Annotated in this window: 13 protein-coding genes; 6 read left to right on the top strand and 7 right to left on the bottom strand. The window is 57.0% G+C overall.

Annotation, left to right across the window (positions count from 1 at the left end):
• Nucleotides 1–91 precede the first annotated feature (91 nt).
• The 4 genes from hutU to hutI are packed head-to-tail and all read right to left on the bottom strand — an operon-like array spanning nt 92 to nt 5,308.
• On the bottom strand, nt 92–1,774 hold the full coding sequence (hutU, locus tag GOV89_RS12450; RefSeq protein WP_171176912.1) for a urocanate hydratase: 1,683 nt from the start codon (nt 1,772–1,774) through the stop codon (nt 92–94).
• Nucleotides 1,771–2,565 (bottom strand): N-formylglutamate deformylase, encoded by a 795-nt coding sequence (gene hutG, locus GOV89_RS12455; RefSeq protein ID WP_171176910.1) that lies wholly within the window; start codon nt 2,563–2,565, stop codon nt 1,771–1,773. The genes hutU and hutG overlap by 4 nt, the downstream gene beginning before the upstream one ends.
• Nucleotides 2,562–4,100 (bottom strand): histidine ammonia-lyase, encoded by a 1,539-nt coding sequence (gene hutH / locus GOV89_RS12460; RefSeq protein WP_171238311.1) that lies wholly within the window; start codon nt 4,098–4,100, stop codon nt 2,562–2,564. The genes hutG and hutH overlap by 4 nt, the downstream gene beginning before the upstream one ends.
• Nucleotides 4,097–5,308, bottom strand: a complete 1,212-nt coding sequence (hutI, locus tag GOV89_RS12465) for an imidazolonepropionase (protein WP_171177297.1) — start codon at nt 5,306–5,308, stop codon at nt 4,097–4,099. Before hutI ends, hutH begins: the two co-directional genes overlap by 4 nt.
• Nucleotides 5,309–5,389: 81 nt before the next feature.
• On the opposite strand from hutI, the gene GOV89_RS12470 reads away from it, so the two are divergent.
• Both GOV89_RS12470 and GOV89_RS12475 read left to right on the top strand, forming a co-directional pair.
• Nucleotides 5,390–6,754, top strand: coding sequence for a formimidoylglutamate deiminase (locus GOV89_RS12470; protein WP_171177295.1), 1,365 nt, complete (start codon nt 5,390–5,392; stop codon nt 6,752–6,754).
• A gap of 70 nt (nt 6,755–6,824) precedes the next feature.
• Nucleotides 6,825–7,535 (top strand): GntR family transcriptional regulator, encoded by a 711-nt coding sequence (locus GOV89_RS12475; protein WP_171176906.1) that lies wholly within the window; start codon nt 6,825–6,827, stop codon nt 7,533–7,535.
• Here the strand turns inward: GOV89_RS12475 and phnY are convergent.
• Both phnY and GOV89_RS12485 read right to left on the bottom strand, forming a co-directional pair.
• Complete coding sequence (gene phnY, locus GOV89_RS12480; RefSeq protein ID WP_171176903.1) at nt 7,529–8,977, bottom strand: phosphonoacetaldehyde dehydrogenase; 1,449 nt, start codon at nt 8,975–8,977, stop codon at nt 7,529–7,531. The two genes, GOV89_RS12475 and phnY, sit on opposite strands and share 7 nt — an antisense overlap.
• A gap of 125 nt (nt 8,978–9,102) precedes the next feature.
• The gene (locus GOV89_RS12485) at nt 9,103–10,077 is read right to left on the bottom strand and encodes a LysR family transcriptional regulator (RefSeq protein ID WP_171176901.1); all 975 of its coding nucleotides are present in this window, start codon (nt 10,075–10,077) and stop codon (nt 9,103–9,105) included.
• A gap of 361 nt (nt 10,078–10,438) precedes the next feature.
• On the opposite strand from GOV89_RS12485, the gene GOV89_RS12490 reads away from it, so the two are divergent.
• From GOV89_RS12490 to GOV89_RS12500, 3 genes are all read left to right on the top strand, one after another.
• Nucleotides 10,439–13,639: an S-layer family protein gene (locus GOV89_RS12490; protein ID WP_171238312.1), complete on the top strand. Its 3,201-nt coding sequence runs from the start codon at nt 10,439–10,441 to the stop codon at nt 13,637–13,639.
• Between the two features lie 63 nt (nt 13,640–13,702).
• Nucleotides 13,703–15,463 carry a type I secretion system permease/ATPase gene (locus GOV89_RS12495; RefSeq protein ID WP_171238313.1) on the top strand — a complete coding sequence of 587 codons (1,761 nt, stop codon included), beginning with the start codon at nt 13,703–13,705 and terminating at the stop codon, nt 15,461–15,463.
• Nucleotides 15,460–16,830 carry an HlyD family type I secretion periplasmic adaptor subunit gene (locus tag GOV89_RS12500; protein ID WP_171238314.1) on the top strand — a complete coding sequence of 457 codons (1,371 nt, stop codon included), beginning with the start codon at nt 15,460–15,462 and terminating at the stop codon, nt 16,828–16,830. Before GOV89_RS12495 ends, GOV89_RS12500 begins: the two co-directional genes overlap by 4 nt.
• Before the next feature lie 92 nt (nt 16,831–16,922).
• Here GOV89_RS12500 and GOV89_RS12505 read toward each other — a convergent pair whose 3' ends face one another.
• A complete protein-coding gene (locus GOV89_RS12505; protein ID WP_171176892.1) occupies nt 16,923–17,555 on the bottom strand; it encodes a TetR/AcrR family transcriptional regulator in 633 nt (210 codons plus the stop codon).
• A gap of 147 nt (nt 17,556–17,702) precedes the next feature.
• Between GOV89_RS12505 and GOV89_RS12510 the strand changes: the two genes are divergently transcribed.
• Nucleotides 17,703–18,632: an AEC family transporter gene (locus tag GOV89_RS12510; protein WP_171176890.1), complete on the top strand. Its 930-nt coding sequence runs from the start codon at nt 17,703–17,705 to the stop codon at nt 18,630–18,632.
• Nucleotides 18,633–18,637: the final 5 nt, after the last annotated feature.

Raw genomic sequence — 18,637 nt, forward strand, 5'->3', positions numbered from 1 at the left:
CTGATCGGCCTGGTCCTGACCAAAAGAGTCCCTGCTCAAAACCAAAGCCATCGGCGCTGGCCACCAGCATAATCAATTTCGAAAGGGTCAGTCAGCCCAAAATGCCCGGCAAACGCAGCCCGTGCTCACGCGCACAGGCTTTGGCCTCCTCATATCCGGCATCTGCATGACGCCAAACGCCCGAGGCTGGATCATTCCAGAGAACCCGCTCAAGCCGTTTGGCCGCTTCGTCCGTGCCGTCTGCGCAAATAACGACACCTGCGTGCTGGCTAAACCCCATGCCAACACCCCCGCCGTGATGCAGAGAGACCCATGTCGCACCCGACGCCGTATTCACAAGCGCGTTCAGCAGTGGCCAATCGCTGACTGCATCCGAACCGTCTTTCATCGCCTCGGTCTCGCGGTTTGGCGAGGCTACCGAACCACTGTCCAGATGATCTCGACCAATGACAACGGGTGCCTTCAGCTCGCCATTGCGGACCATTTCGTTGAACGCCAACCCGGCCCGATGCCGGTCGCCCAACCCTATCCAGCAGATGCGTGCGGGCAGGCCCTGAAACGCGATCCGCTCCTGCGCCATGTCGAGCCAGTTGTGCAGATGGGTGTTCTCGGGGAACAGCTCCTTCATCTTGGCGTCTGTTTTGTAGATGTCATCGGGGTCGCCCGAAAGCGCGCACCAACGGAACGGGCCGATACCCCGGCAGAAGAGCGGGCGGATATAGGCGGGCACGAAGCCGGGGAAGGCAAAGGCATTTTCCAGTCCCTCATCCTGGGCCACCTGACGGATATTGTTGCCGTAATCCAGCGTCGGAACGCCCGCATTCCAAAAATCGACCATGGCGGCCACGTGCTGCTTCATCGATGCGCGCGCCGCTTTTTCGACCGCTTTGGGATCGCTTTCGCGCTTGTCCCGCCACTGTGCCATGTTCCAGCCCAGCGGCAGATACCCGTTGACCGGATCATGGGCCGAGGTTTGGTCAGTGACAATGTCGGGTCGCATGCCACCGGCCTGCATCCGTCGGTAAATCTCGGGAAAGATTTCAGCGGCATTGCCCAAAAGGCCCACTGATTTTGCTTCGCCCGCCTTGGTCCAGCGGTCGATCATCTCTAGCGCCTCGTCCAGCGTTTCGGCCTTTTCATCCAGATATTTGGTGCGCAGGCGAAAATCGATACTGTCGGGGTTGCACTCGACAGCCAAACAACAGGCCCCAGCAAAGACAGCCGCCAGAGGCTGCGCGCCGCCCATTCCACCCAATCCGCCGGTCAGGATCCACTTGCCGGTCAGGTCGCCGCCATAGTGCTGACGTCCGGCTTCGGCAAAGGTCTCATAGGTACCCTGAACGATGCCCTGCGTACCGATATAAATCCACGAGCCAGCGGTCATCTGGCCGTACATCATCAGACCCTTTTTATCGAGCTCGTTGAAGTGATCCCAATTGGCCCAATGGGGTACCAGATTCGAATTCGCGATCAGTACACGGGGCGCATCCGAATGGGTCCGCACAATGGCCACCGGCTTTCCGGACTGGACGACCAGCGTTTCATCCTCTTCCAGATCCTTGAGGCTGGCGACGATCGTGTCGAAGTCGTTCCACGTCCGCGCCGCGCGCCCTATACCGCCATAAACAACCAACTCGTGCGGGTTTTCCGCGACATCCGGGTGCAGGTTGTTCATCAACATCCGCATTGGTGCCTCGGTCATCCAGCTTTTGGCGTTTAGCTCTGGCCCGGTGGGCGGGTAAACATCACGGGTGTTCTTGCGAGGATCGGTCATGCGGCAATCTCCAATGCAGTGTCCTGGATGGCGTCCAGTATGTCTTTTAGCCAGCGGCGCAGGCGGTTGGCCTTTTCAGTGTCGTAGGTCCAAGGCGCAGTTTCAGCGCTCAGGTAGGTGGACTGCGCCAGTTCCATCTGTATGGCGTGGATGCCCTCGGCAGGGTTGCCATAATGCCGGGTCGTCCATCCGCCCTTGAATCGGCCGTTCAAAATGGTGCTGTACGGTGAGGATGACGCGAACTCATGTGAGATGGCTTCGATAGCGGGCGCGCACGTCACGCCATTGTTTGTTCCAATGTTCAGGTCAGGCAGAATGCCGTCGAAAAGAAAGGGGATGTGGCCGCGGATTGAATGGCAATCATACAAAACCGCAATTCCATGGATCGCCTTGACCCGCTCCAGCTCGGCCCGCAGCGCGGCATGATAGGGGGCGTGAAACGCCTCGCGCCTTTCAACTATATCCTTCTCTGTTGGCAGAATATCCCAGATGTCTTGCCCGTCAAAATCCGTAAGCGGGACCAGCGTCGTTGTGTTTTGACCGGGATAAAGCGACACGCCTGACGGGTCGCGATTGGCGTCAATCACATAACGATGAAAGGTTGCCCGCACAGTTGTCGCGCCAGGCAGGAGGCCCTCGTAAAGCGTGTGGATATGCCAGTCCGTATCCGCCAACGCCCTGCCCCGCGCGTTCAGCTTGGCCTCGATCGTTGCGGGCACATCGGTGCCGGTGTGCGGCAGGCCCAGAACAACAGGGCTGTCACCACGTATGACTTGAACCGAACCAGTCATGCGCCAAGCTCCGGCATCGCGATGCCTGTGCCATGTGCGATCTCGCCACTGGCGATCAAGGTCCATGCTGCTTCGATCTCGCGCGCCATGTATCGATCATCACCCAATACAGGGACCACAGCTCTTAGCTTGGCCATTACAGCTTGAAGGGTCTCACTGGTAGGCAATGGCGCGCGGAACTCGACCCCTTGCGTAGCGCAAAGCAGTTCGACCCCCAGAATACGTTCCAGATTGGTGACCATCTGTCCCAATCTCCTCGCGCCATGGGCCGCCATCGAAACGTGATCTTCTTGGTTGGCTGACGTAGGTGTTGAATCCGTCACGCAGGGGTTTGCAAGATGTTTGTTCTCGCTCATCAACGCGGCGGTTGTCACTTCGGCAATCATATAGCCCGAGTTCAGGCCGGGATTTGGCGTCAGGAAAGGCGGCAGATCAAAGCTGAGCGCTGGATCGACAATCAGCGCAATTCGACGCTGTGCAATGGCTCCGATCTCGGCAAGCGCCAGAGCGATCATGTCGGCAGCAAAGCCCACAGGTTCCGCGTGGAAATTGCCACCCGAGACGATCAGCCCGGCCTCGGGCAAAACCAGCGGGTTGTCGGTGGCGGCATTTGCCTCAATCTCCAACGTCTTGGCTGCCTGCCTCAGCACATCCATCGCGGCACCGACAACCTGCGGTTGGCAGCGGATGCAATAGGGGTCCTGTACCCGTGTATCGCCTTCGCGATGGCTTTCGCGGATTACAGAACCGGCTAGGATAGCCCGCATCGTGGACCCGGCTTCGATCTGGCCGCGATGGCCGCGCAACGTATGGATCTCGGGCTGCAACGGCGCGGTCGATCCCATGATTGCATCGGTGGTCAGTGCCGAAGTGACCAACGCGCTCTGCGCCGCTTGCCACGCGCCGAACAATCCCGCCAAAGCAAACGCAGTTGAGAACTGCGTGCCGTTGATCAGCGCCAGACCTTCTTTGGGGCCCAACTCAACGGGTGTTAAACCCGCCGCCGCCAACGCCTCACCACCGGGCATAACAGTCCCGCCGAATTCGGCCTCACCCGCGCCCATCATAACTGCGGCCATATGCGACAGCGGCGCCAAATCGCCTGACGCACCAACCGAGCCTTGCGCAGGGATCAGCGGGGTCACACCTTTGTCCAGCATGGCCTCCAACAGGTCGATCAGTTCCAGCCGCACGCCAGACGCGCCGCGCCCGAGGCTGAGCAGTTTCAGCACCATCATCAGCCGCGCAACCGTGCGCGGAATGGCCGGGCCAACACCACAGCAATGGGACAGAATTAGATTGCGTTGCAGCGTCGCTGTATCCTCGGCGGCAATCTTGACGCTGGCCAGCTTGCCAAAGCCGGTATTGACGCCGTAGACTGCAGTCTCACCCGCAGCAGCCTCGGCGATACGCGCATGAGCAGCCTCGATACCGGCGCGGCATACAGGGTCTAGCCGCACGGCGCATTCCTCGCGATAGACCTGTTCCAGTTGCGCTAAAGTGACTGCACCGGGGGTGAGTGTCAGGGTCGTCAAATTGCGCCTCCAAGTATGCGAGTATGAAGAGGGTTGAAGCCCACACGATAGGCTAGTTCTGCCGGGTGGGTGACGTTCCACACCGCAAGATCGGCGCGCTGTCCGGGGGCGATCTGGCCGCAATCGGACAGACCCAGGGCGCGGGCCGCATTGGTGGTGACCCCGGTCAGAGCCTCTTCCGGTGTCATGCGAAACAGGGTGCAGCCCATATTCATGGTCAAAAGCAGCGATGTCATCGGGGCCGACCCCGGGTTGCAGTCAGTGGCCAACGCCATCGGCACGTTGTGCTTGCGTAGCAAATCAATTGGAGGGGCTTGGGTTTCCCGCAGGGTATAGAAGGCGCCGGGCAGGATCACTCCGACTGTTCCCGCATTGGCCATCGCCCGAACGCCTTCTTCGTCCAAATATTCGATGTGGTCCGCGGACAGAGCGCCGTATGAGGCGGCCAGTTTTGTGCCCCCGAGATTGGACAGTTGCTCGGCATGGCATTTGATCGGCAGGCCAAGGTCTTTCGCCGCATCAAACAACGGCGCCAGCTGGTCCGGGAGGAAAGCAATTCCTTCGCAGAAAGCATCCACTGAATCCACCAAGCCCTCGTCATGGGCTTTTCGTAGGGTTGGGATACAGACCTCGGCGATATAAGCGTCAGGTCGGTCTTTATACTCAGCAGGCACCGCATGTGCGCCCAGAAAACTGGTTACAACGCGAATGGGGCGATGGTCCGGCAGCGCGCGGGCGGCTCGCAGCATGTTCAATTCGGTGTCACGATCCAGGCCATAACCGGACTTGACCTCAATCACTGAAACACCTTCGGCCAGCATCGCATCCAAACGCGGCAGCGCCTGCGTGATCAGTTCTTCGACAGTAGCCTCGCGCGTGGCCTTCACAGTCGAGATGATGCCCCCGCCCGCGCGCGCGACTTCCTCATAGCTGGCACCGTTCAGCCGCATCTCGAATTCGACAGCACGATGGCCGCCATGCACCACATGGGTGTGACAATCGATCAGCGCAGGCGTGACAAGACGGCCGTCCAAAGTAGTTTGCGAAAACCCTTTGAACTGCTCCGGCAAGCTGGCTTCAGGCCCGACCCATGCGATCCCGCCATCCTTGACCGCAATCGCCGCGTCGTGGATCAGCCCATAAGCTGCAGGTCCTGCAACCATCGTTGCCGCGTTCAGATCTGAAAAAACCCGATCTTGCGAGTGCATCCGACTCTGCGCCTCCTTGCAGTTCTCTCTTTTCTCGTACATTTCTATATGCAATATGTCTATCCATAAAATGAGGTGAAAATCGTGGCGATCTTTGCAAAACGTGCTCTGTTGAGCGGGGGGTGGGCAAGCAATACGCGGGTCGAGGTTGAAGACGGTAGAATCGTATCGCTTCAACCGGCGACAGCAGGCCGACCAGGGGATGTGTGCGTGGACACTTTGTTGCCTGCACTTGCCAATTTGCACAGCCATGCATTTCAGCGCGCCATGGCTGGGATGACCGAATACCGCCTTGCGGGTCGAGACAGTTTCTGGACGTGGCGCGATCTGATGTATCGATTCACTAAACATCTGACACCGGATCAGGTTCAGGCAATCGCCGCCTTGGTTTATATGGAGATGCAGGAAGCTGGATATGCCTCAGTCGGTGAATTCCACTATCTGCATCATCAACCAGACGGCAAACCTTATGATCGACTGACCGAGTTATCCGACCGGATCATGGAGGCCGCATTCGAGACCGGCATTGGCCTAACGCATCTGCCTGTGCTGTATTCTTACGCCGGGGTTGGCGAAAAGCCGTTGGAGCCGGGTCAAACCCGGTTCGGCAATGATGTGGATCGCTTTTGCAAACTGGTGGATCAGACGCGGGACGCACTTGCCGGTCTGCCCGACGACTGCCGCGTCGGCATCGCGCCTCATTCTTTGCGCGCCACCTCTCCGGCTGATCTGGTTCGCGTTTTGGCCGCGCGACGTGACGGTCCGTGCCACATTCACATCGCCGAACAGCCCAAGGAAGTGTCCGAAGTCCAGGCCGGATTGGGCGCGCGCCCGGTCGAGTGGCTTCTGGACAATGTGCAGGTCGATGACAGTTGGTGCCTGATCCATGCCACCCATATGACCGACCAGGAAACCCTTGATATGGCGGCAACCGGGGCTGTTGCGGGGCTGTGTCCTGTGACTGAAGCCAATCTGGGGGACGGACCGTTCAATGGAGCTGTTTTTCTGAGCGCGGGTGGCACGTTTGGCGTGGGATCAGACTCAAATGTGTTGATTTCCCTGACAGAAGAGTTGCGCACGTTGGAGTATTCCCAGCGTCTGCGCGATCTGTCGCGCAATGTCATGGTTGCCGGCGAAGGGTCGGTCGGGCAGACACTCTATTGTGGCGCGGCCATGGGTGGCGCGAAAGCTTTGGGCCGCGACTCGGGCGAAGTCGCCGTTGGCAAGCTGGCCGATCTGGTGGCCATCGACAGCCAAAACCCAGCGCTTTGCGCTTTGACATCAGAGCAGTTGCTTGATGGGTTGGTGTTTGCGGCAAAAGATCAGGTCGTCACTGACGTTTGGTCGGCGGGTCGCCACCGGGTGAGCGAGGGTCGCCATATCGCACGGGATCAGATCGTGTCGAACTACCGTCAGGCGATGACGGATCTTCTTGCCAAGCTATAGCCTCTGGTGTGGCTCTTTACCTGAAGGCTAAATGATTTCATAATTGAATTATGAATATACTTAATGGAAAATGCGCAGCGTGACCGAGCAAAAAAACATCGGCTTTCAGGACATTCGCGATGAGGTGATCAACCGAATTCAAACCCGTGTCTGGCCGCAGGGCAGCCTGTTGCCGACTGAGTTGGAATTGGCGGCGGAATTTGGCGTTGCGCGCGCAACCGTTAACCGGGCGCTGCGTGAATTGGCGGAACAGGGCATCGTAACCCGCAAGCGCAAGGGCGGCACGCGCGTTGTAACCACGCCCGTAAAACAAGCCAAGTTGCCGATTACGGTGGTACGGCAGACCATCGAAGAGATGAACGCCAAGTACCGATATGCCCTGGTCAGTCGAACCATGGTTGATTGTCCCGCGTGGCTTCAGGCAAAATTGAACATTCCAGAAGGCGCGCAGATCGTACATCTGCAATGTATGCACCACGCCGACAATCGGCCATTTCAGTTCGAAGAACGCTGGATCAACGTTAGTGCTGTGCCTCAGGTCGTGAACGAGGACTTTCTGAACATCGGGCCAAATGAGTGGCTGTTGTCAGAAGTGCCATTTTCGAACGCCGAGATCGCCTTTTCCGCCGTTCCCGCCACGGCACCCTTGCAGGAATTTCTTGCCGTCCCTCCTGGTACACCCTTGTTTCAGTTGGAGCGCACAACATGGTTTCGCAACGATCCTGTGACTTTCGTACGTATGACGTTTCATCAGGGGTACCAGATGCGCACAACCTACTGAGGCCAGGGCAGCGAATAGGTTTTGACGTTGGTGAAGAACTTCATCGCTTCGATAACGCCTTCTTTTACTCCGTTGCCGCTGTCCTTGATCCCTCCGAAGGGTGACATTTCGATCCGATAGCCGGGTTGCTCCCAAATGTTGCAGGTGCCCACATCCAGACCATTGATGTATGCGATGGCCCGGTTCAGATCATTGGTGCAGACACCTGACGACAAGCCAAAAGCGGTGCTGTTTGATATCCGCAAAACCGCAGCGTCATCATCGGGCACGCGGACAATCGGAATGACCGGGCCAAAGGTCTCTTCCATGACCAATTCACTGTCATGAGGGACTCTGTCGATGACAATCGGCGGCAGTAACGCGCCCTGCCGACCCGGATGGTAAAGGATTTCTGCCCCTTGCTCTGCCGCTTTCATCACACGGTTCTCAAACAGCTCTGCCGCGTCAGCATGAATGACACAACCCAACTCGGTTTCGGGGTTCTGAGGGTCACCAAACCGGATGGCCTTGGCCTTTTCCAGGACCAAAGGAACAAAACGATCCGCCACACTGTGTTGCACCAGAATGCGTTTAATGGCGGTGCATCGCTGACCTGAATTCCCCGTGGCCCCCGCAACTGCGATCGTTGCTGCGCGCTCTAGATCAGCGTCGCCCAGATCATTCAGCACAATCAGCGGGTCATTCCCGCCCAACTCAAGCGCCTGTCGCCTGTAGCCTGCCTTTGAGGCGATCAGCTTGCCCACAGGGACGCCACCGGTAAAGGTGATGATGTCGATATTTTCATTGGTGATCATTTCGTCGCCAATATCCTGTGGCCAACCAGTGACGACCTGGAACATCTCGGGCGGCAGGCCCGCCTCGTATAGAATGTCGGCCAGTGTCAGTGCTGTCAGAGGCGTCAGCTCGGTCGGCTTGCAAACCATACAATTATTGGTCGCAATTGACGGTGCGATTTTGTGACTGACCATGTTCAGCGGATGATTGAACGGAGTAATCGCGCTGATCGCCTTGACGGGCTCACGCTTCGTAAAGATTTTACGAGCCTTCCCATTATGAGTCAGATCGCAAGAAAACACCTCTCCATCATCTTTGAGAGCTTCGGCGGCGGCGAACTGAAACACGTCTTGTGCGCGTTTGGTTTCATAGATCGAGTGCTGAAGGCAAATCCCCAACTCAAGCGTCAGCCACTTGGCCAGATAATCGCGCCTTTCTCCGATCAACTCGCCGGCACGCCGCAGGATTTGACTGCGCTCGTACCTCGTCAAACTAGGGGTGTAGTTCGCTGCGATTTCAAAAGCGTGCCGCACGTGTTGGGCAGTTCCAGCCGGAACCGTGCCGATCACGGCATTCGTATAAGGGTAGTGAACCGGAACAGTGTTTTCCGTGAATACGACCTGCCCCCCGATGCGCATTCCGTCGTGGCGGATTTCAGATTTGGTCATGCTCCGATCCCTTGCCCCAAGAGCCACAACTAAAACATGTGTGGCTTTCGACACGCCAACCGATAGAACCGCACTTTGGCTTACGTCAATAGGCTGAGTGGGCAGCCCGGTACATTTTAAAAACGTCAGGCTTTCTCAGGCACCGTGACGGAGGGCTTGGTTTTACCTTCAGTTAGGCCATCCGACTGATAAGTCGGGATCACACCCACAGGTGGATTTTCCCGAATATAGGCTCCGATGCGTGCGAGCATTGGTTTTCTTGGGCAATTGGGGCGCGTGGCGGCGCCAAGATCGCGCAGGTGCCCCGGTGCTTCAAAGGGTATAAAGTGCAACGGCCAGTTGTCCCGCTTGAACTGTTCTGCCGCCAATGCCGAAACAATTGTGCAGTCGTCTGAATGGCAAATGTGACGACAGATCGTTTCAAACCGCAACGCTGTCAGATCAAAACGCTTGCTGATCCGGGTTGTCCCGTCCTGTTTTGGCAAATGATCTTCAAGATCGTAGCCAAAACTGTGCGGCAGCCGGATAAAATCATGCGGCGGTACCTCATCGGGGGCAATGGAGGTAAGCGTTGACAGCGGATGCCCTTGGCGCAAAGCCAAGAACAATGGCTCGGACCAGATTGAAGTGAAGTCTAAATTGGCGCTGTTGTTGACCTTGGCGACCAGCGCCATATCCAATGTGTGATCTTCGACCATATGAAGCATGTTCTGGGGCAGATCTTCGATCAGCGTAACGCGCATCCTTGGAAACAGCGTGCTGAAAAGCTCTGAAAAGTAACCCGTCAGATATGGTGCCAGCGTCGGCGTCATGCCTATTGTCAGCGGAACCGCCTCGGGGTCGCGAAATTCGATCGCTGTATCGCGGATTTTCTGGGCGTCTTTCAGAATACGCTGCGCAATCTCGACAATGCGTTCGCCGCACAGCGTTGGGCGCACCTCGTTGTTCAGACGTAGGAACAAGTCAGCGCCCAGCTCCTGTTCCAGCTTTTTGATCTGGTTCGACATTGCCGGCTGAGACACGTTGCACGCGGCCGCCGCCTGACTGAACTGGCCGTGTTTGGCGATGGCAAGGACATATTCCAAATCTCTGAGGTTCAAAGGGTATCCCGTCCTGAAGCAAAATTCGCGATTTAATCAGCTATCAAGATACGATTTGGCGACAGATTCCAGAAGGCTGCAGGGGCCTATCGGTTCTGATTGGCGCTCACATCCGATGACAAATCTGTCAGAATTCGAAATTGAATAGCCTTCCAGCTGGCGCTGGATTTGGCGCAATCCCTTTGTTTGCTGTGAAACTGCCTGCGCCTACCTCACGAAACCCGTGAGTATTCGCGACGGTTATACACCCGATTTGAACCATGAATTTCAGATGTCGCGCGGGGCGGCCTAGTCCTTTGTTGCGTCGGTGGCCCGGCAGATGGGTCGCCAGCACGAACGCAACTTAATGACGGAGTGATCCATGTTGTCCCAATTTGCAGATAGCCTGCGCGCCCGTCTCTTGACCACGTCGACCCTGGCACAAGAGACATCCCGCGACGGCCAAACCCTCATCAACAACTTCTTTCAATCCACAGTCGTCGTCGACACACCTGCCTTTGTTCTGGCCAATGATTTTTCACGCCTGCTGAACTTTGGTGAGACCGTCACTAACAACGCTGTTGCCGCCGTTCAGGCTCAAGGGCAGGACGTGGATGTCTTTAACTTCCGCTCAGGCCGGATCGAAGCGAACAATGGTCCCGACGCATTGGCCACTGGTGTCCAAGTCACCGGAAGCGCTGCGGTTCGCAATTTCGGCGAAATCGCGGGTGAGTTTAACGGCGTGCAGTTTGCTGGTGCCGAAAGCTCGGGCAGCCTGGACAACTTCCGTGGCGGCGTCATATCTTCCGACAGCCGTGCTGTCGACATTCAAGGTCAGGGCATCGATGTGCGCAACTTTGGCGACATCGTCGGCACTGGCGACCAGCGCAATGGTACCATCTACACCAACTCGACGGCCGAGGACGTCTCGATCTCGAACTTCACCGGCGGTACGATTGATGCAGGCGAAGGCAACCAGGGCGCAGGTGTTTCCCTGCAGATCGGTGATGAAACCGGTGACCGCGTGGAAACCGACGTGTTCAACGCCTTTGGTGCGACCATTCAGGGCCGCGGTCAGGCGGCTGCCAACACCCCGCTGGCGGGCGACGGTGTCCGGATCGACGACGGCGCTGAAGGCACCATCCTGGAAACTGAGATCATAAACAGCGGCCTGATCTCGACCGAAAGCAATCAGGGCACAGCTGCCGGAATCCGCATCGCAGATGGCGCAAATGCCGAAGGTGAGATCTTGAACACCTCAACCGGTGTGATCGAAGGCCCTCGCAACGGCCTTTACATTGGCAATGGTGAACATGATCTGGACGTGCTGAACTTTGGCACCATCCAATCCGGCAGTCGCGCGGTTAACATCGACGGATCTGGCGTCGACCTGATCAACGGCGGTGATGTTCTTGGTACCGGTGACCAGCGCAACGGAACGATCTACGCCGACGACACAGCGCGTGATTATTCGATCAACAATCTGGCAACAGGCACGATTGACGCGGGGGAGCACAACAACGGCGCGGGCATCTCGCTATCGCTGGCCGAAGAAGGCAATGGTGACATTGAAATCGAGAACGCAGGCGTCATCGCCGGTCGTGGTAACGCGGGTGCGGCGCTGGGTACGGCGGGCGACGGCATTCGTCTGGAAGGTGTGCGTCAGGAGGGTGGCTTTGCGCCTGCCTCGTTCACAGGGAACATCATCAACAGTGGTAGCGTCACATCTGAAGGCGCAAATGGCACTGTTGGCGCATTCCGAGCTGTGAACAATGTTAATTTCCAGGGCCAGTTGATCAATGAAGAAACTGGTGTGTTCGCAGGCGGTCAGAACGGCGTCTACTTTGGAACCGGTGACCATTCCGGCGGATCGTTCGTTAACCGTGGCCTTGTCACGTCAGACAGTCGCGCGCTGAACATCGATGGCGTTGGGCTTGAGGTGCTCAACGAAGGCGAAATCCTTGGCACCGGAAACCAGCGCAATGGCACTGTTTATGCGGATGGCACAGCCGATAACTATGCGTTCACAAACACCGGCTTGGTGGATGCGGGCGAAGGCAACAATGGTTCTGCCGTATCTCTGCAAACCGGTGACGTGTCGGGCGACGTTGTCTCGGCGGTTGTTGTGAACGAAGGTACGCTGCAAGGTCGTGGCGACGCGGTTGAAGGCAACCAGGTCGGGGACGGTCTGCGCCTGTTCACCAGCCAGGATGACGCCTCTTTTGCGGGTGTTGTGGTCAACGAAGGTCTGATTGCCGGGTCCGAAGACTCGGATGCTGCCGCTGGTATCCGCGTCGATGGCGGTCTGAACCTGCTGGGTGCAATCCTAAACGAGGGCGAGATCCGTGGCACGGTCAATGCCATCGACGCTTCAGATGCAGGCACTGTTACAATCGTCAACGACGACGCAGGTGTGATCAACGGCAATGTTCTGCTGAGCGCTGGCGACGATATCTTTGTCGATCTGGGCACCACCAATGGCAACATCGACGGTGGCGCTGGCGATGATGTTCTGATCGCCGGCGATGCAGACAACGTTCTGACAGGTGGTCTGGGCAATGACTTCATCGACGGTGGCGACGGCAACGACACTGCGGACTTCTCGGAGCTGGATGTTGCGGTCGAAGTTCGTCTGGACGCCAACGGCAATGGCACGGCCACACGTGACACCGGGTTCAACGTGTCTATTGAGAATGCAGTCGTTGCTGCGCCGGATCAGTTCGGATCAAACATCACCGATGGTGCGGCTTTTGTCGAACAGGCGGCTCAGGGCAACCTGTACTGTAACATCCATACCGCGGACTTCCCCGGTGGTGAAATCCGTGGCCAATTGCTGGTCGACAGCGACGTGACGGAACACGGTATTCGCACAGTGACCCTCAGTGGTGGTTTGGATGCAGCGCAGGAACCTGGGCCAACTTCGGACAGCGAAGCCACAGGTGACGCAACTGTTGTGATCACTCAGAACCTGGCCACCGGCGAAGTCACGTATTCAAGTGAACTGAGCGTTGTGGGGCTGAACGAAGCTGACCTGAACACTCCGATCCCTGGCGTCGTGTCGGCCATCCATCTGCACAATGCACCTGCTGGTCAGAACGGACCGGTCGTGCAGGATACGCTGGTGGATGCAGGGGCCACGCTGGACGTGAATGCTGAAGGTGGCACCGGTGTCATTGGGCAGGACGTCATCGAAAACCAGATTGAAACCGACATCCTGCGCTCCATTGAAAACGTTATTGGGTCCGATGATGGCGACGTGATCATCGGCAGCGATCAGACCAATGTGCTGAACGGTGCGGACGGTGATGACCTGCTGAATGGTGAAGGCGGTGACGACGTCCTGATCGGTGGTGAAGGCGCGGATACGTTCCAGTTTGGCACGAACTTCGGAAATGACACCATCGAGGATTTTGAAATTGCTCGGGATCAGCTGCAATTCGGTGATTTCGGATCCGATTTTGGCAACCAAGTCAACGTGGCCCAAGACGGTGACGATGCGGTGATCAGCTTCGGAAACGAAGGTTCGGTCCGTCTGGCCGGCATCAACTCAGCTGACCTGAGCGAAGACGATTTCGTCGCTTAAGCAAGCAATAGGCGGGGCGGCTTGAGGTCGCCCCGTTTTTCCAAACCGGAAAGGATCAACACGATGTTGCAGAAAACCAATCCCGTCAAAGCCGCTTGGGGGTCGCTGCGCAAAGGATTTGTTGCGGTCGCCTTCTTTAGCCTGTTTCTGAACCTGCTGATGCTGGCCGGACCAATCTATATGCTCCAAGTCTATGACCGCGTGCTGACCAGCCAGAATGCTGACACGTTGATCGCCCTGTCGTTGCTGTTGGCGGGCGTCTTCGCGGTGATCGCCTGCCTTGATCTGATCCGGATGCGTATTCTGGGCAGGCTTGCGGCCCGGTTCGAAATGAATGTTGGCGCCCCCGTTCTTGGGGCCGCCATGAAACGCCGGGTACAGGGTGAAGCCGCTGCGGGCGACAATCTCGTTGAAGACGTGAACGGGTTTCGCGAGTTCATCTCGGGTACAAGCCTGACCGCCTTTTTCGATGCCCCTTGGATACCGATTTACCTGTTGGTTTTGTATGTTCTGCATCCCCTTCTCGGGCTGCTCGGATTGGCCGGAGCCCTGACGCTGACCGCGATGGCCCTGATTAACAATGCCCGTGCACATCAACCGATGCAGCAGGCCGCAGAGGCCCGTGGGCGCTCGGACGCGTTGTTTCGAACCGGGGACAACAATGCCGAACTGGTCCATGCTCTGGGCATGAAGTCCGATCTGGTTCGGCGCTGGACGGCCCTTCAGGTTGATGCGCATCGCCAGAAGGCCCGTGTTGCTGACCGGATTGCTAGTTTTTCGGTCATGTCCAAGACACTGCGCATGGGGCTGCAATCTTTGGCGCTTGGCCTTGGCGCGGCACTGGCCATCACGGGTGAAACCACGGCTGGTGTCATGATTGCGGCCACGATCGTACTGGCCCGTGCACTGGCCCCAATCGATCAGTTGATTGGGCAATGGCGCACTTTTCTGGCGGCACGCGGCTCATATACAAAGATTACCAAACTGACCGAAGAATTCGCAGAAAAACCCGCCAATCTGCACCTGCCCCGTGCGTTCAAATCTTTGGATGTGAAAATCGCACAGGCGGCCCCGCCACGTGCAGTTAATGCCACACTTCGCGGCATTGATTTCAACCTGTCAGCGGGTGATGTGTTGGCGATTATCGGCCCCAGTGGATCCGGCAAAACAACGCTGGGTAAGATGTTGGCCGGGATTTGGCACCCGCAGCGCGGTGAGGTTTTGCTTGACAGCAGCCCAATGTCGAAATGGAACCAAGAAGATCTGGGCAAGCAGATCGGATATCTGCCGCAGGACGTAGAACTGTTTGACGGCACCATCCGCGAAAACATCGGTCGCTTTGCAATGTTCATCGACGACGCCGAGGTGCTGCGCGCTGCTCGCGAGGCCGGATTGCATGAGCTGATCAGCGGCTTGCCTGATGGGTATGAAACGCGCATTGGCAAAGGGTTTTTCTTGTCTGGCGGACAGCGACAGCGTCTTGCTCTGGCCCGGGCGCTTTATGGTGACCCGTTTGTGTTGGTGCTGGATGAGCCGAACTCGGATCTGGATGCCGATGGCGAAAAAGCGTTGCGCGACGCCATTCTTGCAGCTCAGGCCAGGGGCTCAATCAGTATCGTGATGACCCACCGCCCGGCCACCTTGCAGGCGGCCAACAAGGTCATGGTTCTTCGCAACGGATCCCAAACCCAATTCGGCGACAAGGGCGACGTATTGAAGGTCAAAACTCAAAATGTACTTAAATCGTCCGCGCAACGCGCTGCATCTGGCAAGCCCGCCCTTCGCCTTTCAGAAAACACCCGCATTAAAGGAGCCGCCCAATGACCCGGATCGTTCCCTATACTTCGAACAACACCGCGCCCGATCTTCATGATGCGCAAGTTGTTGACATGTCTGAAGCTACAACCGGTATTCGACTATATGTTCTGGTTGGTCTCTTCACTCTGATGGCCTTTGTCGGCGGAAGCATCTACTGGGCGTTCGCATCCAAACTTGACGGTGCTGTTGTGGCCCCTGCATCCTTCGTCGTTGAAGGAGACCGCAAAACCGTCGAGCATCTGGATGGTGGGATCATACGGTCCATTCTGGTCACCGATGGCGCGTTTGTTGAACAGGGACAACCGCTGATCCGCTTGGACAGCACCGAAATCGACGTTGATCTGAACGTCCTGGGCAGCCAAATCGGCGAACTTTCTGTACGCCGCGCCAGGCTGATCGCGCAGATGAAAGGGCAGACACGGTTTGACGAATCCCAAGCGTTTCAGCGCTTTGAACAAGGTATGAGCCGCGTGCAATGGGCCTCTGCTTTTCTGACGCAAAAACAACTGTTTGATGCCGAATACCGCGCCCGCGCGACCGGGGTGGAAATCAACGCACAACGTATTTCGGCGCTTCGCGATCAAATCGATGGCCTCAACGAGCAACGGATCAGCACGCAGAACCAGATGGCCATCACGCAGACAGAGCTGGAAGGCTTGCGGACCCTTTTGGACAAGGGCTTGGTTGCGGTCACACGGGTCAGTGCGCGGCAGATCGAGGTTGAACGGCTTTTGGGCGCCGATGCTTCGCTTCGGACACAGATTGCCCAGGCGGAAAACCAGGTCAGCGAGTTGAAATTGACAATGATCAGTCGGCAAAAGCTGAGGGATGAAGTCCTTGTAGGTGAGTTGGCCGTTGTCGATGCACAGCTTGACCTCTTGCGTCCGCAATTTGCCGGTGTTGTGGAGCGCCGCAAGCGGATCGAGATCCTAGCACCAACCAGCGGTCGGGTTGTAAACCTTGCTGCGTCAACCACGGGCGGGGTGATAAGGCCCGGTGAACACATCATGGAAATCGTGCCCGCCGATCAAGAGTTGATTGTCGAAGCACGTGTGAAACCAGGCGATATCGACAAGCTGAAGGTCGGACAAGCCACGCGTATTCGTATGTCTGCCTTCGCCCAGGCCGACGTTCCCGAAGCGCAGGGCGCCATTTTTGATATCTCGGCCGACGCGTTGGAAGATGAACGGACCGGCGAAGCCTACTACAAAGCGCGGGTCAAACTGGACGATCAGCAATCTGACGAGGTTGCGGCACTGGACCTGGTGCCCGGAATGCCTGCAGACCTTTTTGTAACCACTGGTGAGCGCGCAGTAATTGCCTTTTTGGCGCAGCCCATAAGTGATCGCTTGGCGCGAACATTTATCGAGTAAAGGATTTCAAAAGGCTTTTGGAATTAAGCTTATCTGTATCGAGTGTTTTGGTGAGTGAACGATGGTCGACGTCCTGTTCAGGGCGTTGGCCATCACTTTTTCGACGGTCCGCACCCGTAGTTAGCCATAAACATGTCCACAGCCTGCGTCGCAATTTCATCGATTTCGTCTTGGCGAAAGCAGTTTTGAATACCAAATGCAGCGCGCGACCAGATGCGCACCTTGCACAATTCCGAGAATTGTTCCGCTGCAATCTGCACATCCTCGATACACAGCTCTCCCTTGGACACCGCTTTTTCGAGGTACGCTGCCATTTGTCTTTGACCGTTCTGCGGTCCGGCCTCGTAAAAGGCACGGCCCAGTTCGGGGAACCGATCCCGCTCGGCAACACAAATCCGAAACACTTGCTGTGCGAATTCGGATACAAGAAAGGCCGTAAGCTGCGTGGCGGCGATCTGTAGGACTTCACGCGCAGGTTTGGTCTCATCAATCATTGAAAGAATGCGCTCAGACATCAGGCGACATTCGTTTTGCGCCACTTCCATGAACAAAAGGCGCTTGTCCGGAAAATAGCTGTACAGAGTTGCTTTCGACACACCGGCAGCGCGGGCAATGTCGTCTACACTTGCGCCTTCAAACCCGTCCGCCATGAAAACCTCTCGGGCCCCGCGCAAAACCTGATCAAACTTACGGCCTGTGCGCAGGATGGTGGCGGTCTGGGTCATGTCATCTCCGGGATTGAACGTTGTACCAGTTTATAAACCGCTCGGTTCAGATACAACGATTTTCGGACTCCGTCTTAGTCGAACCTTCCGCGCGCTCTACGAGGCCACCGACTTGCAGCGAAGACAAACCATGTTAGGAGTCGATCCATGGTCGATGTCTTTCTGCGCACCCTACCCTTTTTTGCGATAATCGGCCTGGGATACTGGGCGGGGCGCACGCGGTTTTTCACCGCCGAGGCCACCGCCTATCTGACCAAATTCGTCTTCTTCTTTGCTCTGTCAGCTATGCTGTTTCGCTTTGCGGCCACTTTGCCTTTTGCCGAAATCTTCAATGCGCGCCTCGTCGTTGGGTATTTGATCGTCACAATAGCAGTTTATGCTCTGGCGACCTGTGTCGCATGGATGCGCGGGCTGGATGTTCCAACGGCAGCCGTCGAGGCACAATGCGCAGCTATCGGCAATGTTGGCTTTTTGGGGCTGCCCATGCTGGCGCTTTTGTTCAGCGAGGCTGCGATCGGACCGGTAATGGTGGTCCTGACAGTGGACCTGGTTGTTTTTTCGTCCCTCATCGTGATCCTGATTAACGGAGGCCGCGATGGCAAGTTGACCCCCGCAACCTTAAAACTGATTGGGCTTGGGTTACTCAAAAACCCGATGATTGTGTCCATCTCGGCGGGATTGCTCTGGTCATCGATGGAAATCCCGGTCCCTGTACCTTTGTATGATTTTCTAACCATTCTTGGCGGTGCTGCTACCCCGGGTGCGTTGTTTGCCATCGGAGCGTCACTAGCCGACAAATCTGCTGAACGTGTCGAAATCGCCGTTTGGTTGAGCTTTTGTAAACTGGTGATTCACCCAGCCTGTGTTGCGGTTGCACTGATCTGGCTGGTGCCGATTGATACCTTTTCGGCCACGGTTGCAATCGCGGCCGCCGCTTTGCCGGTAGCAGGTAATGTTTACATGTTGGCGGCACATTACGGGGTAGCCCCACACAGGGCTTCGGCCGCCATTCTTCTTTCGACGGTTGCCAGCATCCTGACCGTGCCGCTGGTCATCACCTGGCTGAGCGGTCTTTGACCTTC

It is taken from the genome of Ruegeria sp. HKCCA5763 (assembly GCF_013034545.1).
GTDB lineage: Bacteria > Pseudomonadota > Alphaproteobacteria > Rhodobacterales > Rhodobacteraceae > Ruegeria.

Excerpts from the sequence above, each read along its gene's own strand:
- GOV89_RS12475 (WP_171176906.1), top strand. The coding sequence starts at position 6,825 with ATGCGCAGCGTGACCGAGCAAAAAAACATCGGCTTTCAGGACATTCGC.
- hutI (WP_171177297.1), bottom strand. The coding sequence starts at position 5,308 with ATGCACTCGCAAGATCGGGTTTTTTCAGATCTGAACGCGGCAACGATG.
- hutU (WP_171176912.1), bottom strand. The coding sequence starts at position 1,774 with ATGACCGATCCTCGCAAGAACACCCGTGATGTTTACCCGCCCACCGGG.
- hutG (WP_171176910.1), bottom strand. The coding sequence starts at position 2,565 with ATGACTGGTTCGGTTCAAGTCATACGTGGTGACAGCCCTGTTGTTCTG.
- GOV89_RS12495 (WP_171238313.1), top strand. The coding sequence starts at position 13,703 with ATGTTGCAGAAAACCAATCCCGTCAAAGCCGCTTGGGGGTCGCTGCGC.
- phnY (WP_171176903.1), bottom strand. The coding sequence starts at position 8,977 with ATGACCAAATCTGAAATCCGCCACGACGGAATGCGCATCGGGGGGCAG.
- GOV89_RS12500 (WP_171238314.1), top strand. The coding sequence starts at position 15,460 with ATGACCCGGATCGTTCCCTATACTTCGAACAACACCGCGCCCGATCTT.
- GOV89_RS12490 (WP_171238312.1), top strand. The coding sequence starts at position 10,439 with ATGTTGTCCCAATTTGCAGATAGCCTGCGCGCCCGTCTCTTGACCACG.
- GOV89_RS12505 (WP_171176892.1), bottom strand. The coding sequence starts at position 17,555 with ATGACCCAGACCGCCACCATCCTGCGCACAGGCCGTAAGTTTGATCAG.
- GOV89_RS12510 (WP_171176890.1), top strand. The coding sequence starts at position 17,703 with ATGGTCGATGTCTTTCTGCGCACCCTACCCTTTTTTGCGATAATCGGC.